We start from the raw sequence: 17,078 nt of genomic DNA, 5'->3' as shown, positions 1-17,078 counted from the left end.
AGCCGTTTCCTGGCAGAAAACTCCTGCTTGCTCATTATTTAACTACTCCCGGCTACTTACCCAGTACTAACCGGGCCGAGTCGAGGCTGGTTCGAAACAAACCGGCTACGGAATCCATGCGCTGCTGCTGGGCGGCGAAATAAGCCAGCCGTTGGGCCACGGCCACGGTATCGGCGGGCTTCTGGTAGCGGTGCATCCAGTCCATCATGGCGGCATCGGCGGCGAGCAGGGCGCGGCGGTGACGGCCGGCAGCTACGGTGTCGGGGCCGGGCGTTTTCTGGAGCTGCTGGCGCAGGGTGGTGAGCTGGTCCATCTGGGCCATCAGCTCGTCGTGTTTGGCCAGCACTGCCTTTTCGGCGGCTTCGGCCTGCTGCTCGTCGCTGTTGAGCGAGAGGCAGGAGGAAAGGCAGGCTACTACGGGTAGCAGCAGAAATAAGCGGAGGTTTTTCACGCCGGCAAAGGTAGCGTGTAAGCCGTTGTCATTGCGAGTGAAACGAAGCACCCGCAGGACAGCGAAGCTAATCCTTCCTCTGCGTGCTTTAAACTTTCCTAAGCAGAAAGCCCTCCGGCACTAGGTTAGCAACCTGCTGCCGGAGGGCTTTGCTCTAATGAAGTGTCTGGCTCAGACACCGGAAGGATTGTACCGCGCCGCTCGTACTGGCCGCTGGGCTACACCCATTGCTGGGTTTCGCCAAAGTGCCAGAGCCAGACCCCGGCCGCCCACAGGCCCCAGATTATGAGGCCAAACAGGGCCAGCAGACCCAGTAGCGCCACAAAAAGCAGGCCTTTGCCGCTGCCCTGGTGCCTGCCTTCCCGGTAGTGGGCGCGCAGCAGGCGCACGTTTCGGTCGTTGGCTTTATAGGCGAAGTATATATTTTGCTAATAAATATGTGTTTAAAGCCTTGTATGGGGTTTTTGCTTATGGGTAAATGAGTCATGTATTAACTTTATGCCTAAAAAATCATACATAGTAGCGCTTGATTGTATACATCTCATGTATAGGTTGATACAAGGTAAAATCACATGCTTATTGTATTAAACAGCCTTTAAAGTAGCTTTGAGTGTAGTCAATCATCTATTAAGAGAGTAGACGCTATAAAGTTGAAGCGGTGACTTACGCTAACTCCTCAGTTAAGCAAATACTAGGCTCGACACTAGCTATTATAAACACATATACTTAAGGGCTCGGATGCATAGTGAAGTAGCTACCGGAAATAGTGGTCATGAGAACAATGTTTACGCTCGTGACCTGAAGAATACAATCAAGCACATATCTGAGGTGCAAAGTGGTAGGAAAGGCTACTATTGTATGGGCTGTGGGCGCGAGATGCAGGCTAAGAAGGGAGAGGTATACGCACAACACTTTGCTCATGATCCCAAGGATATTGCTCTCAAGGGTAAGTGCACCTTCTCTGATGAGACTTATCGTCATGGGTTAGCGAAAGATGTGCTACAGATAATCAAGCAGATCAAAGTACCTGCTTTATACAAGTATGTTAGACAACAAGACGGTAAGCCGAGGAAAATCAGGGATTCATGGGTAGTATCGGCTCACCGAGTTGAAAACGAGCTTCCTTTCTTTGAGAATGAAGACGGTGTTGTAATGTGGGGGCGAAATGTTGAACTAGGGGAAGGTAAAGGCAGGCATCTACTGATTCAACCTGATGTTGCCTTTTTTGATGCTTCTGGCAAGCCTATTCTCTTGATTGAGATTGTCGCAACTCACAAAGTTGATCGAGAAAAGCTAATCAAGATTAGGCGTCTAGGAATTGATACCGTGCAGGTATCAGTACCCAAGGATTCGCCAACTGAAATCCAAAGCACCTTTTACAGAACCCTTCGCACCAAGTGGCTTTATAACGATGAGCAAGAGCAAGCTGACTACCTACAACTTCCCGAGGGAGGTGGAGAGGGAATACCACCTCTTGATGAGTTCCAAAGACAGCTTCTTAAGTCAGTCGAATCTTACCACTGCCGAGCGTCGCAAATTGGAAACCTTTTACGAGCAATTGGAAAGTGCGTGGACTCGGAGCAGTACCGAACCGCTTACCAATCACTTGTTGGAGAAATCCAGCGAGTTACGCTCAATGCAGAAAGAGCTAGAGCAGAAGTGCGAGCAGTTCAGGCTGGATACGAAAAAGCAATTGCAGAAGAGCTTAGACCAGAAGCAGAGCGAATTGCACGAGAAGCAGAAAAACTTAAAGAGCAAGACAGAGAGCTTGCAGAACAAGGTAGCCACTTGGAAGAGCGATATCTTGGAAAAAGAGCAGAGCTTATTGCAGCACAAGCAAACTATCAACCAGAGTGCCAAGCAGAGATTGACCGAGTTACAGCTGACTTGGCAGAATTGGGAGCAGGTAGCGCTACACTTGAAGAGCGAGAAGAAGAGATTGCAAGAGAAGAAGATCGAGTTAGAGAAGATCTACACAACGAACAATCAGCTTTTGAAAGCGCTGCGAGAAGAGAACAAGAAGAAGCAGAGCGACTTGAACAAGGAAGAGCAGAACTACCTAATCGGTATCGACAAATTGAGATCAACCTTGAACTCACGTTTAAGTCAGATGCAGAGCGGCTTCAACAACAATTTGAAGCAAGTGAAGCAGGAATGCGAAATGACTTTGAAAGAGCTGGAAGACAATCAACTGACTCTATTAAGAACAGAGATTCTCAAGGATCATCCAGTATTCACCGCAGAATTAGAGAAACTCTGGATAGCAGGGGACTTGTCAACGCTATCGAAGAAGAAATCCCTAATCTTATCAGAATGCGAAAGGCTAAGGATGTTTTTGACTCGCGAGCTTTCAAAAATTGGGCTTGAATATGAAGACTTTTTGAAGAGAGTCGATCAACAGCTATAGCTAAAGGAGTTTACTTGATAGTATCATTCGCCCATGGTTTACCATTCTTGGTACTAGCATGTATCAACTCAACTGTTAGGGAGTAATACGGGCACGTATTAAGGAAAACAATAGATGCCGTTATCTTCTGTATGACTAGAATGTCTATGAATTTTAGTCAGAAATATAGTTTGGCATCACAGTTATTAATTTGGATAGAAATAACTTTTTACTGTTATTATACTGATTGTCAATATAATAATATTGATGCATTTTGATAGCAAGAGCGTTTTGAAGCTAGTAGTTTTCCGAGAGTAGCCCAGGTTGTTGCTAACTATATTAGCGAAATCGACTGATCTTGTACCTCTATCTAGATTAATGTCGTTACTTTTAGGCTTGTTTTGCCTTCAAAAATCGCCCCTGTGAACTTAAGTGCCTCATCTTCAGCGTTCGACCTGTTTAGCTCAGTAATTGAAGCAAGTTCGAATACCACCGCCTTGGCTAATGAGGATCATAATCTTGGCTTCAACATAGAGCATGATAGTTCTTTCGCTGCTCTGGTAAACTTCTCTAAAGAAGAGCTTCCCTTCCACCAGTGGTTTAAGTACCGTGAGGGATTTAGTCCTGAGCTTGTTAATAGATTTATGGCTTCTCTGAGCCCAGGTAGTGTTGTTTTAGATCCTTTTGTGGGATGTGGGACTACAACTACAACGGCAAAGCTTGCTGGGCACAAGAGCATAGGGTTTGATGTAAATCCAATAAGCGTCTTGGTTAGCCAAGTTAAGGGAAGGGCATATAATGCAAAAGATATTAAGAAGCTTAAAGATTTGGTGAAGAAAGTAGCGTCAATATCAGAATTTGATGAGGCTGCTCCGGTTCCAAAGCTTAAGATTATCGGAAAAGTATATCCGGTCGATGTTTTAACACTGCTTTTGCAATTAAAGAAGAAAATATCTTCTATTGAAGAGGATAAATATAGAGATTTTGTGTTTGTGGCTTGGTTAAGCATACTAGAAGTATGCTCAGCTACATTCAAGGAGGGAAATGGAATAAAGTACCGTAATGCTAAGAGAAGTAAGGGGAAATATATAACTAATGATTTTTCTGAATGGGCTAATAAATATTATGGTGATGATCAGCATGCCTTTGTCATAAACAAGCTTGTTGATAAACTTAACGTCATGTTAAATGATGTTGAGCACAATAATAGTGGGAAATATGATGCTGTTATAATTGAAGACACTTCGTTGTCTATAAAGGATAAAATAGGTAGCAATAGCGTAGATTTGGCTATATACTCGCCGCCATATATTAATTGTTTTAATTATTTCAAGATATATAAAGTCGAGCTGTGGATGGGAGGTTGGATTGAAGACTATGGTGTTCTAAAATATGATAACGACAAAAGTTTGCGGTCTCATGTAGAGACGAAGTTAAAGCGTGCCTATGACGATGATGTCTCTATCTTGGATCCTTATCTCGCTAAAATAAACGTAGATAATCTTTGGGACAAAAGAATCATTGATGCCATCAAAGGCTATTTCATCGACATGAGAGAAGTGCTTAGGGGGCTTATCTATTCGCTTAAGCCTAATGGTAAAAGCGTATGCGTAGTTGGAAATAGCTGTTACGATAATGTTGTTATTCCAACAGATGTTATTCTTTCAAAAATAGGCGAAGAATTGGGCTTTAAAGTTGATAGAATAATTGAAACTCGTAAACTTCCTGTTGTTGCTCAGCAAGCTGCTACACTTGGTCAAGATAGAGAGCTTGTGAGAGAGTCAATCCTTGTTTTTACTAAACCAGATACCAACTGGCATTTCTCACTACCTGGTACTAAAAGGGAGTTGACAAAAGTTGATTCTCTGCCTGAGGCATCAAAGATTGACTCTGAGACTACATACTTAATTTCAAATACTGGACTGAGATCAGGTACACATTTGTTTCATAAGTATGCAGGTAAATTCATTCCACATATTCCGAAGTGGGCGATAGAGAACTATTCAAAAAAGGGTGATACGGTATTCGAGCCTTTTCTTGGATCAGGAACAACACTAGTTGAAGGGAGTTTGCTAGGTCGAAAATGCTTTGGTGGTGATATCGACCCCCTCTCATGCATGATAGCAAAATCAAAGTGTCTAAAAATATCAGATACAGTAGTTAATGCTGTAATGCAAGAATGGGTAATTTTTGCTGCTGAAAATGATTGGACAATTAGAAGAGAGGAATTTGTTCCTAAAATAAAAAACATAAATGTTTGGTTTACAGAATCTGCAATTGATCAGCTGTCTTCCATAAAATATTTCATTGAGAAATCTAGAGGATATGAAGTCAATCTATTTTTAAAAGTTGTTATGTCATCTATATTGAGAAAAGCCTCAAATGCGGATGATCAATCTTTGAAAACATACATAAGCCATACAAAAGAGAAAATTCCTCAAAGTGCAATAGATTTGTTTGCAAATAATTTGGGGGATTATGCACTAAGGTTAAAGCAATACAATGCTATGTTGCCTGAGCCTGTGCATATTATTGATGAGTTTGATGCGTCCAAAGAAATTGGATGGGTAAATAATATTGATCTAATCGTAACTAGTCCTCCATATTTAAAATCAATCGACTATTTATATAATCAATTAGTTGAATATTTTTGGTTAGGTGAGATATTTGGGTTAGAACTGCCGTCAATGCAAAATGAACACAAGAAAAAGTATATAGGCACAGAGAAGGGATTGAAAAATGTTGTTGCCAATGTGTCAGATAAAGCTTGGTCTTCTGTATTGACGAATTTTGATCAAGATTCAAAGGAAGCCAAGGTTATACATAATTATTTTTCTATGATGGAATGTCATCTGCGCATAGCTTATGATAAACTAAAGCATTGTGGACATTATGTTCTCGTCATAGGTGCTTCGACCGTAAGAGGAATAGTAGTTGATACACCCGAAATTCTACTCGAGATTATGAAGAGCATAGGATTCAAATCAGAATGCAATTGGAAGTATGAGATAAGAAATAGGCATATGAGATTTCCTCGTAAAGGCAATGGTGGGATCATCCACGATGACTATGTGATCGTGGTAAAGAAATAATTTGTCATAAATCATAAGTTCAGTCATGAGCACACAAGAAACGCAAAAGGAGACGATTTTTGCTACGGCTTCTGGCGTAGCCACAGAGCAGGCTAGTGAAGTAAAAAGTGCCTCTAATGATACAGTCCAATCCACGAGTGCTTCTGATGATTATTGGCGATTTGCTCAGGATAGCTTACTGACCCAGTTGGCTATTAACATGTTTATGATTGCTTGTCAATACGATGGTAAAGATTTTGATAAAAGTAAAGTGCTCATTGATCAAGCATATGCTGATATCACAAAGAAGACTTCTGAGCGGAATGGAGGTAAATTCCAGACTGCTATAAAGGTATATGAAGAAGCTGGTTGGTTATTTAGAGAAAAAACAGGGGCAGACACTATACTGACAGTGACTCCGAAAGGTCGACAAGTATATGCGTTACTAAATAGTGCTCCAGGATTTCTTCAAACTCTTCCTAAATTTTTAGTGGAAAGTTTGATGCAATATTATATTGACAATCCTCAAAATGCTCTGTTTGCTAGAGAGGGTAGTGATTTTAAAGTGTTTCCTTATTGGTCATTTTTGAAAATATTTAGAGGGGTTGGAAATTATATAACTGCTGAGGAAATAAGAAGATTTGTTTTCCGTGTTAAGTCTATGGACAACATAGATGATTGCGTGCGTGAAATATTGTCATTTAGGAAAAAACAAAAGTCAGAAGATCCTGCTAAGTTAATTGAGGAATATGGTGAAGACGATAGAAAAGTGCAAGCGTCAGCTAAATATTTTATTGGAAGAGCGGGTGTTCATTTTAGTGATAAGCTGAATATATTTCCTGCCCTTATTGAGGATGCTGGTGGCAGTAATACATATAAGTTAAATCCTGCCTACAATGGTATGGTTGATGCCTTGCTTTCACAAAAGCCAGCTTTTGACGAAAATCTATCTGCTGCTGAGTGGCGGGAGCAGTATGGCGAAGCATTGGATGCAGAATTTGATGAAAGCGTGAAATGGATTCCTAATAAAAATATAAACAGTATACTGGATTATTTTAATGATAGTGAGTATACTTGTTCTGATCTTCAAATTAAGAAAATACATGCATCTCTAAATTCTAGAGGTTATAAACACTTTGTGGTTTTAGCTGGTGTTTCTGGGACTGGCAAAAGTATGTTTTCTAAAGTATATGCAGATGCTCTTTATAAGGAGCATTTAGGAGGATTCAAGTTGGAGAAAGAGAACCCTTATTACATGATGGTTGCTGTCAAACCTGATTGGATGGATAGTTCTCATTTATTAGGTTATTATAATATAATTGATAGAAAGTGGGTTAATGGACCTCTTCTAGAATTTATTTTAAAAGCTAGAAAAGAGCCGGATGCTATTTTTGTGATGTGTTTAGATGAAATGAATCTACAAAGAGTCGAATACTATTTTGCGGAAGTATTAAGTAGTATTGAATCTAAACAACCTATAATGCTTCATAATGATGCGGAACTAGAGAAGAGTGGTGTTCTTAAAGCCATTGTATTTCCATCAAATTTATTTATAATCGGAACAATAAATGTAGACGATACAGTAAAAATGTTTTCAGATAAAGTTCTTGACAGAGTTGATGTTATAACAATGAGTAATATAAATTTGTCCGAGCATCGATCAAGATTAGGAAAGGTTTTCGTAGGTGAGTATTTAACTGCTGAAGATTTTGATGAGGTATATAATATACTCGAGAATTTATACAATATACTCGCGGGATATCATATGCAGTTTGGATACAGGACATTCAAAGAAATATATGAGTACATTGTTTATAACAACAAAGAAGGTTTAGGCTTTTCAATAAATGAATGCATTGATATTAACATCATGCAAAAAGTGCTGCCGAAAATAAAAGGTGACGAAAAACACCGTGATATGGTGGAACAATTGAGTGAATTACTCAAACCCTACAGTGAAAGTCATGATGTGGTAGATAATTTTAAACAGCAATCAGAAATTGGGGGGTTTCACTTTTGGAATTAACAGTCAAACGGACAAGTGATGGGCAATTATTAATGATTAGCTCATACGACTATGATTCCAACTTCTTTAGGGAATCAGATGAATATACATTTATTCTAGAAAACTCATCAAAGCATTCGCTCCTCTCGATGGAGCTTTATGTGAATGGTTACAGACAGTCAAGAGATATTTTGTCTGATTCCATAATTAAGTGGGTTTGGTCGACTGGTTTCTATTCAGGTGAAGTTGCAATTGAGCTAACTGTCAACAATAAGCAAGTTGTTTTATCAAAAATATATATTAATACATCGGTTAGTAAGCTGATCAGGAAAGAATATGATGTCATGCTTAAGGATATATTTAGTGCAATTAAAACGATATATTCTTTGTCAAATATTGACAAATCAATGTCGCACTCATTTAATGCAGAGCGCTTTCCATTTTTATTTTTGGCTAATTGCAAACAATATTTGTCTGCATTGCAAAGTAGTATAATGTTGATTTCAAAAAATGCTAAGACTAACTTAGATTTGAATGAAAAGCGCCAAATCGATGTTTCAAAGGCGAGAAGAATAACTCCTGGAGACCTTAATTCTTCTTTTAGAAGAGGTGTAGCTATTGATAAGCATGGTAGGTATATTCCTTCCAAGGTATGGGAATCACCCTATCAGGATGTTCATAACATTTACGAACATCGTTATTTGTTAGGTAAAATCATTGTTATCATTAGTGCTATTAACCGTTGCAAGAATAAGCTCAATGAACTTAATCTAAGTAAACGTCGTGCTGGCTCAAAGGTAGCTGAAGGGGAAGGGGATATCGAATTATGGATACTTCGCGCTGAGCAATATAAATCTGTATTGTCTTCTCTAACTAGATTGCATATGTTTCAAAATGTCACGCCTTCTAAAGAAGATAGAGGACTGACTTCTATATTTCAAAAAGCTAATGGGTACAAAGAATCATATTCTTTGTTAAAAAGATTTTTTGCCGGGGTGGACTTTCATCTAAAAGCTGATGTAGGTATACCTGTAGCTCGAACATATGATTTATATGAGGTATGGTGTTTTGTTAAGATATTGTCTGTTTTGACAAATAATTTTGGCTATAGTATACCTGACCTCTCTTCATTATTTGTAAGAGACGATAAGGGAATAATTCCTAGATTAAAAGATAATCTTTCTATAACAATAAATATTGCCTCAGGAAAATCTATTTCATTTCAAAGAACATTTAAGCCATTCTCTGTATCAAGGGCAGATAGTATTATATCTTATTCTGTTGAAATGAGACCAGATATTACGCTTGAGGAAAACAAAGGCAATAAATCACTGGTGCTTGTGATTCTAGACGCCAAATATAGGGTTGCCTCATCTTTGAACGAAGCAATTGCGGATCTACATAAGTATAAAGATTCAATCATAAGTACTGAGGTAGAAATTAATAAAAAAGCATTTATACTGAGTCCATATGTGATAGGTGGGTTGAGATCCGATGATTGGAAAGATATCGACAAAATGCCTGATAGATTATTAATGACATCATATAAAAGTAATTTTGATTTTGGTATTTACTCATTTAAGCCAGGGTTAGATGATGGATACTATTCTGCTGTAGTAGAAGAAATGCTTAAATGAGAGTCGGCAACACTCAAAATAATATAGAAGCTTGTAGCTTTTGGGATTTGACTGGTTAGTACATGTCGTGCTAGAACTTTTACACGTTAGAAATGAGCTTTGTCAGTATGTAGCAAAAGTTTCATACTCATCCATCCATCAATATTGTCAGCGACTATGAAAGCGTTATTTAGCTGTATTCTAATGGCAGATGCAAATCAAAATGATAGTTGATTAGGGGCAGGGGCTTAAAGAATATATAATAAGTATATTTATCTACTTTAACTGCTGAATGAAAATACTAGTCCAAAAAAACATAAACAATACATGAACATTATAGATACTATAAAGAGTTATTCAGATCGTGACTGTTCACTACGATCTAGTGATTCTGGGTGGTGGCTTATTATTGATGGGGATATTGAAATTGCCATTAGCAAGGAGCGTTACAGTGAAATTTCTGCTGCATTTGGGAGAGAGGTAAAGATCTCTGTGGCATCTTTGATCAGGAGAATGAAGGTTAACAGGGTGTTCGACAGCGAATGAATTAAATTTTGAGATCAAGCCCACAGTAGGTTTACTAAAAAGACGCGATTATAGCGATATATTGATAAAGTACATTTGTGCGCATTACATAGATGCACGTTTAAGTAATGCGCATTCGACGTATCTTTGTGTGAGCATTAACTGATACATGATTAATCACGCAAGAAGATATATTACTTACTACCGAGTGTCCACTCAAAAGCAGGGCAATTCAGGTTTGGGATTAGAAGCCCAACAAGCAGCGGTGCGATCTTTTGTGCATGACCAATCTCAAGTAATTGAAGAGTACGTGGAGATTGAGAGCGGAAAGAAGGATTCTCGACCACAGCTGCAAGCTGCCATCGCTTCTGCGCAGTCTCAAAAGGCTACCCTTCTTATTGCCAAGCTAGATCGTCTGTCCCGTAATGCTGGCTTCATCTTCGCACTTCGCGACGCTGGGGTTGATTTCGTGTGCTGCGACATGCCGGATGCGAACACACTCACAGTTGGACTGTTTGCTGTGATTGCTCAGCACGAGCGTGAAACTATCAGCAAACGAACCAAGGATGCACTTGCGGCAAAAAAAGCCCGTGGTGCCAAGCTTGGTACCTCTCAAAATCTAACTGACGCTGCCCGTAACAAGGGGAAAGAGGTACGCCAAAAGAATGCTCGCGAAAATCCTCAGAACAAACAGGCAGCAAAACTTTGCTCATTGCTTCAAGCCCAAGGGTGCTCTCTACAGCAAATCGTCAGCGAGTTGAATGAAGCTGGGTTTAGAACTCGACGTGGTAAACCATTTTATCACTCTGCTGTACAAAGGCTTTTAGTTGCGGGTAGAAGCGTGAGTACGTTGCCTATGTAATACGTTGAATAGGCAACATACCATTGTCGGCATTGTAGGTATTGGGAACAAGCCTGCATTAGTGCCACTCGCTTCTTAACAACTTGTAGTGGTGATCAGCTCACCTTACCATTATCGAGCTCATCTTTCAGCATGTGGGTATGGATGGTCTGAACATGATCAAGGATAGTTGGTATAAGGGTCGCATGAGGTTTCAGTATTGATGATACATTATAGTATACTACTTCATCTGGTGTACCAGCATTGAATGTAACTTGGTTAATTCCTTCTAGCTTGAGTGCTGTGAGCTTTGTTTGAACCACGGAGAAGAAGATAAGCAGAGTCGTAAGATCAGGGATGCCACCGAAGACCAAGGAGATTTTGGCTCCCTGCTGAGTGAAGCCAAACCCTGCTGGTAGTTTAGCTAAGCTGATACCATAAACATCATGCAGATAATAAAAGAAGGCTTCCGCATTTATTACGGGAGTATCTTCAGGGGCAACAGCCAACGCAGCAAGATCCTGCTGTGAAATGTTTTGGAGGGCAACTTCCGCTTCATAAGCTTCATACGTTTTTAGGTGTTGCATAGTAGATGTGAGCGATGATATGGATGTATGATTCATTGATAGGAATTATTTTTTTAAAAATAGAGTCTGTACGTCGCGTAGAAGGAAGTAAAAGCGGGTGCCTTCAACGATAACAGTAAGATTGGCTTTCGCCAGTAAGCGTTGTAGTCGGGTTAAAGAGATATTGTATAATTCGGCTATTTGCTTGCGCGTAATATATTCTTCATTATTATAATAGTGCTTAACTTTATAAGACATTGATTGATACAGTTTACCTATATATATAATGTATAAGGTCTGTTTCAGTCCATTGTCTATTGAATAATGCCTTAATCTGGTGAGATGGGTATAGAAGGAGAACTTTAAACTTTGATATGAACAAAGACAGGATCACCACGGTAACCAAGCGATTGCTACTAGCCATTGCTACTGCTGATGCATTAGGAGTACCAGTAGAATTTGAGCCACGGTATGCGCGAGAGATGGATCCTGTTACTGGCATGAGGGGGCATGGGACGTTTGATCAACCAGCTGGCACATGGAGTGATGATTTTTCGCTCACCGCTGCGACCATAGAATCCTTCATCCATGCTGGACCTGATCATATTGATGTAGATGATCTAGGTAGGCGCTTCCAGAATTGGCTCGACTTTGATTACTGGACCGTTGATGGGGTATTCGATGTGGGTATCGCCACTCGTGCTGCTATTGAGCGAATGCGGGAAGGGTGTCGTGCTGAAGAAGCTGGTGGCTCTGGTGAGTATGACAATGGCAATGGGGCTCTGATGAGAATCCTGCCGCTGCTGCTGCACCCCTTGTATCAAGCAGGAAACGCATCAGAACGGCAAAAGCTCATCGGTCAGGTTGCCAGTGTGACCCACCGGCACCCTCGTTCTGCGCTAGCCTGTTTCATCTACCTTGAACTCGCAGACCAACTCTTGCAGGGAGTAGATAAGATGCAAGCGTACACACATGTTTGTGATAGCATTTCGTCAACGCTTTCGCATGAGTTGACACACGAGTTAGAGCACTTCACCCAAGTGCTGGATGGAAACTTACATCTATTGCCAGTAAGCCAGATCCAATCATCAGGCTATGTGATTCACACCTTAGAAGCGTCAGTCTGGTGCTTGCTGAAGCATGTAGGGTTTACCGACACAGCGCTGGCAGCCGTGAATCTTGGGAACGATACCGACACCACAGCAGCTGTGGTAGCGCCGTTAAGTGTGCTTGCCGCAAACGAAATTGATATCATCATTCCAGCATGGCTGCAAGTAGTAGCTAGACGTGATGATATTGAAGATTTGGCGGATCGGTTCATCGCAAGAATATGGGCATGATCAACGTTGTTGGTTTATGCCTAAATCTTTATTACTGATTGGTATTCTATTGTTCGCAGTAGATGCTTACAGCCAAAGACCTTCACCTGCATTCAAGCCAGCATGTGACTTGAAACGGTTGAATGAGGAATATGCAAAATTACTCTACGAAAAACGGAGAGTAACCAATCCCAAGGTTCAGCCAGTAGTGCTTGATGTTGCAATGTTGCTGGATGCCACTTTGCATAATAAGGCAATGGATGAGAGGGATAAACTCTATCACTCCGACCAAGCACAAAGTATTGAACTAATAGGGATGAGTACTGAACTCATCAACCTTCAACGTGATCCTAAACGGATTGCAATGTATATCTGGTCTATGTTTAATAGTTCGGTAAAGGGGCATTGTGAGGCTCAGGAGGATGGTGAGAGATACCGAGTCGCAATAAGTTGTAGCCAGAAATACTTTGTGGTACGGATGCAGCCTATTCCGGTGATGTATGGCTACTAGACTCAATCGTCCTGTGCAGTATTTACTTGATTAGGATAACTAGCAAAGAGCCCGCTACAGAGAGAAACCCCAACACCAGTAGGATTTCTGGTGTTGGGGTTTGTAAAATACTGGTCAAATCGCTGCAATGATATATGCAAAAATTGTGTCTTTAATATGCATCAAAGCGAAGATGAATTATCTTATGTTAACCTAATACCGATGAAATTTTATGAGAACGCATCAAGCCAAATGCGCTTTCGTAAGGATACGATTTATTAAATTTTAGAAAGTTGTCATTTAACCATGTTGACATGGTTATTGGTATGAAGAAAGAGCTGGAAGATTGCTTGCCAAGCACAACTGCATGGATTTTCTTGTTTTTTTTAAAAACAAACGGCGCTTCACTCCTCATTTTTATCCAATCAATCAGGGTCTCTACTATTTTAATAGGAAGATTTGGTTGAATCTGTGGATACTCATCCTCAAAAGCAAACATTATATCCCAGAGGCAGTAGCCAAACTCTTCGTCTTCAAGGCATTGGGGTAATGCACATAAATTGTAAAGCACATCTTCTGCATCATACATATCGAGCTGTGCAGTAGCGTATTCAGTTGCTAAATTATATACATCATCCGTTTTGGTTACATAGATAGTAGGATCGTCATCAACTGACAGTTGAGCAGTAACTAGAAAGGTAAATAACTCGTTTAGAGAAATGATTGTTGTTTGTTCAATATTCATGATTTTGTAGATATTTTTCACAAAGGTATTATAATGTTATCTACAATGCAAATAAATATTTTCATTAATTTGATTGATCTGCATTAGAGTTGAATTGAGAAGCCTAATCTGGCTTAACTACTGATAGTGGGATAAAATAATATTATAAACAAAAAATATTCTCACATAAAGTATGATCTGGGTTTGTAAGATTGCTTCGTTTTTACAGGCATCATTTTATCGGACATAGTGTAAGAATGTATACTGTTCTACTAGTCACTGTATAACTTACATACAATGTAAATGTATCACCGACACTACGCAGTACCAGCGTAGTGGTGTCGGGTGTGAGCTAATTATAAAGAAAAAGATGAATTAATTAAAACTATTATATGATCAACATATATAATATGTATGATAACGAACCGTAAGTACTATTTCATGCCTCCTAATCTGAGTATTGATCACCTAAACTATTCACTAGTAGGTTGTAACAAGCCAATAGCAAAGGTAACACATTACGTTGCTATCCTTTATACTGTATTGTGTCAAGATTTGATTAGATTGAAGTTGGCTAATAATCCTGACGGTTATACACAGATACATTCTCTTAAATTAGAATCAATTTTCGGCAACCGATATAAGTTGGTGATTGATTTATTGATAAATGCGGAATTGTTAGAGGTAAATCAGGTATCGCCAGAAGGGGTGTTTAAAGAGTATGGTTTCTACTCAAAAACAGCTAAAACAGCAAAATCTTACCGTATACCCAAAAGACTCCTATCTAATGATAAGCTATTTGTTAAGAAACATATAGAAAGTGTTGATAAGAAAACTAGTAAAGTAGTTTATACCAAAATTGGTGCATTGAATCGCATCAATTATAAGAATAGCGTCATAGATGAATACCGCCAGCTAGTAATTGATAACATGGATAAGCTGATGTTGGTAGACGATGCTGTTACGCGTGAAATCATCAAGAATGACTGCGAGAGAAGGGGTGATATCTATTCAGAGGCACTTGCTTCCGCCATCATTGATCGGTTTAACTACTCGCCTGTACTGGAACCCACCGTCTGCTTGTTTGCAGGACGTTTACATGGACTCATTACCACTATTATCAAAAACTTACGCAAACGGGTGCGTTTCGATGGGGAGCCCGAGGAGGAATTAGCTGAGTTAGATATAGTCAGTTCACAGCCGTGGTTCCTGAGCATTGTGAATGCATATCTAATCAAGCGGTTTGTACCCGAGTGTCATGAAGCGATATCGTTTTTCCAACAGGTAGAATACGAGGATGATGTAATCAAGTTTCGCCAGTTGTGTGCTGATGAAAAGCATAACACTGCTGATCGTTACGGTATCTATGAGTACCTCGCAGATGCATATAACAAGAGGTATAACGCTTCTTTCACGAGAGACCAAGCAAAACGAATCTGCTACCGTGCCTTTTTTTCTGATTACGAAAAGAAAGAAAAGTTGAGCTTGGCGAAATGCGAGCGTTCTGTTGTGCGTCATCAAAAGGAATTGACGCGGATAAAGAATAAATGCGAAACTTTGCTAGTTAATGGGCAGCAATGTGAGTCGAATAATGCAGTGGAGGCAGTTGCAGTAGCTGAACAAAAGTTGAAGCGTGTTGAAACAAGGTTATTCACACAGCAGTGCTTTGAGATGTTTAAAACAGAATTTCCTAATCTGTATAAACTGTTCCGCAACATCAAGCAGTTGAAGTGGGACTTTCCAAGAGGTGCAGATAAGTCAAAAAAGATTAAATATTACGCTAACAATGCATTGCTAGCGCAGCGTCTAGAAGCCAATGTGGTTTACGGCGTTGTAATAAAAGCCCTTAAAGCCAACGGTATCACTCAAGTAGTAACGATCCATGATTCTTTTATGGTCCTCAGACGCGAAGAACAAGAGGCTAAAAAGATAATCTTGAAAGCTTTTGCTGATTTGGGCTTAAAACCAATATTTAAATAAAAAAACACGACAATAATACTATTGAATACACTGTCTGGCTGGTGAGCAATCAGGATATCCAGCTTGTTAATGGCTGCTTCGTAGCGCTTTTCGGTAAGTGCCCGCAAAACACTTTCATGTTTCGGGAGAAGACTCTTAGGTGAGCAACCAGATAGTAGGAGTATTTACAGAGTAATCAATAATGTTGATACCGAAGTGAAATGGCGGTTGTAATTCAAGACGATGAATGATTGTAGAATGATTGAAGTTACACAACAAGCAACTGATTTGAGAAATGTATTCTCACTTATTGCTTGGAATAATCATATAGAATATTTAGCGATAACCCGCTGAAGTTTTGATGTCAACGCTTGATAAAGCAGAACCAGTCAGGATAAGGCACCATGCTATACTATAAGGTGTGATAAGAATAATTAACCGTCTTTCCGAATAGTTGAATATTTGCGTTGTGTAGGCACCAATAGTATTTGCCTAGGCGAGGACTAGCCCAAGGGCGAGATCTGTCAACAGAGGGCTTAAAAGATGCTAAAAACAAGCATTAGGCAAGCCTTGTCGTATGAAGGCTTAACTATCTTTTAATAAAAATCAAAAATCAAAAAAACGACTGCGGAGATTGTAGCTGTTATACTTACTTATCTTCTTATAGTTATTACGGTTGCAATAACTAATTGATTGTAAATGTGTTATGCGGTTTTCGAGGTACAAAATGTACGTTTGGAGGTACAGAATGTACGTTTGGAGGTACAGAATGTACGTGGTCGAGGTACAGAATGTCCGTTTGGAGGTACAGAATGTCCGTTTGGAGGTACAAAATGTACGTTTGGAGGTACAAGGTAAGCCACCTGTACCTCCAAACGTGAAATAATTATATTTATGATGTTGATTATTGCAACTACTACGATGATGAAAAGCACCATAGATTGCTATGGATGTTAAATTCCGGGACATAGTGTAGCATTTGATATTCTCTACATCATTTTGGCTATCTACTTACCGGCTACCATAAATGAGCACCAAGGCTCACTCATCACGACTGCTTTTATTCAGAGGATTGAAAAATTTTGATCTAAGCGAGGTAGTCTACCATGAACTATACGATCTGGT

The 17,078-nt window shown here is 39.8% G+C and carries 12 protein-coding genes; 8 read left to right on the top strand and 4 right to left on the bottom strand.

The features are described 5' to 3' along the window. Positions 1 to 52 precede the first annotated feature (52 nt). Together O9Z63_RS09145 and O9Z63_RS09140 are read right to left on the bottom strand one after the other, a co-directional pair. On the bottom strand, positions 53 to 451 hold the full coding sequence (locus O9Z63_RS09145) for a hypothetical protein (RefSeq protein ID WP_270129003.1): 399 nt from the start codon (positions 449 to 451) through the stop codon (positions 53 to 55). A gap of 218 nt (positions 452 to 669) precedes the next feature. Then, entirely contained in the window at positions 670 to 840 is a 171-nt protein-coding gene (locus O9Z63_RS09140) for a hypothetical protein (RefSeq protein WP_270129002.1), read from the bottom strand. Positions 841 to 1,189: 349 nt separating this feature from the next. On the opposite strand from O9Z63_RS09140, the gene O9Z63_RS09135 reads away from it, so the two are divergent. The 5 genes from O9Z63_RS09135 (at position 1,190) to O9Z63_RS09115 (ending at position 10,916) form a co-directional block, all read left to right on the top strand. Further along, positions 1,190 to 2,818 (top strand): competence protein CoiA family protein, encoded by a 1,629-nt coding sequence (locus O9Z63_RS09135; protein ID WP_270129000.1) that lies wholly within the window; start codon positions 1,190 to 1,192, stop codon positions 2,816 to 2,818. A 420-nt stretch (positions 2,819 to 3,238) separates the two neighbouring features. Then, entirely contained in the window at positions 3,239 to 5,929 is a 2,691-nt protein-coding gene (locus O9Z63_RS09130) for a DNA methyltransferase (protein WP_270128999.1), read from the top strand. A 25-nt stretch (positions 5,930 to 5,954) separates the two neighbouring features. Continuing rightward, positions 5,955 to 7,934, top strand: a complete 1,980-nt coding sequence (locus tag O9Z63_RS09125) for an McrB family protein (protein WP_270128998.1) — start codon at positions 5,955 to 5,957, stop codon at positions 7,932 to 7,934. Next, positions 7,925 to 9,550 carry a DUF2357 domain-containing protein gene (locus O9Z63_RS09120; RefSeq protein ID WP_270128997.1) on the top strand — a complete coding sequence of 542 codons (1,626 nt, stop codon included), beginning with the start codon at positions 7,925 to 7,927 and terminating at the stop codon, positions 9,548 to 9,550. The genes O9Z63_RS09125 and O9Z63_RS09120 overlap by 10 nt, the downstream gene beginning before the upstream one ends. A 673-nt stretch (positions 9,551 to 10,223) precedes the next feature. Beyond that, entirely contained in the window at positions 10,224 to 10,916 is a 693-nt protein-coding gene (locus tag O9Z63_RS09115; RefSeq protein ID WP_270128995.1) for a recombinase family protein, read from the top strand. A gap of 95 nt (positions 10,917 to 11,011) precedes the next feature. Here the strand turns inward: O9Z63_RS09115 and O9Z63_RS09110 are convergent, their stop codons facing one another. Continuing rightward, positions 11,012 to 11,482, bottom strand: coding sequence for a hypothetical protein (locus tag O9Z63_RS09110; protein ID WP_270128994.1), 471 nt, complete (start codon positions 11,480 to 11,482; stop codon positions 11,012 to 11,014). A gap of 353 nt (positions 11,483 to 11,835) precedes the next feature. Between O9Z63_RS09110 and O9Z63_RS09105 the strand changes: the two genes are divergently transcribed. Next, complete coding sequence (locus tag O9Z63_RS09105) at positions 11,836 to 12,801, top strand: ADP-ribosylglycohydrolase family protein (protein ID WP_270128993.1); 966 nt, start codon at positions 11,836 to 11,838, stop codon at positions 12,799 to 12,801. A gap of 16 nt (positions 12,802 to 12,817) precedes the next feature. Continuing rightward, positions 12,818 to 13,291, top strand: coding sequence for a hypothetical protein (locus tag O9Z63_RS09100; protein WP_270128992.1), 474 nt, complete (start codon positions 12,818 to 12,820; stop codon positions 13,289 to 13,291). Between the two features lie 187 nt (positions 13,292 to 13,478). Here O9Z63_RS09100 and O9Z63_RS09095 read toward each other — a convergent pair whose 3' ends face one another. Beyond that, positions 13,479 to 14,015: a hypothetical protein gene (locus O9Z63_RS09095; RefSeq protein ID WP_270128990.1), complete on the bottom strand. Its 537-nt coding sequence runs from the start codon at positions 14,013 to 14,015 to the stop codon at positions 13,479 to 13,481. Between the two features lie 420 nt (positions 14,016 to 14,435). Here O9Z63_RS09095 and O9Z63_RS09090 point away from each other — a divergent pair, with 420 nt between their 5' ends. Next, positions 14,436 to 15,974, top strand: coding sequence for a hypothetical protein (locus O9Z63_RS09090; protein WP_270128989.1), 1,539 nt, complete (start codon positions 14,436 to 14,438; stop codon positions 15,972 to 15,974). The last annotated feature ends 1,104 nt before the right edge of the window (positions 15,975 to 17,078 follow it).

Source organism: Hymenobacter yonginensis, from assembly GCF_027625995.1.
GTDB classification, from domain to species: Bacteria; Bacteroidota; Bacteroidia; order Cytophagales; family Hymenobacteraceae; genus Hymenobacter; species Hymenobacter yonginensis.
Note: the sequence above shows the minus strand (reverse complement) of the source record. Positions and strands in the feature narration are given on the sequence as shown.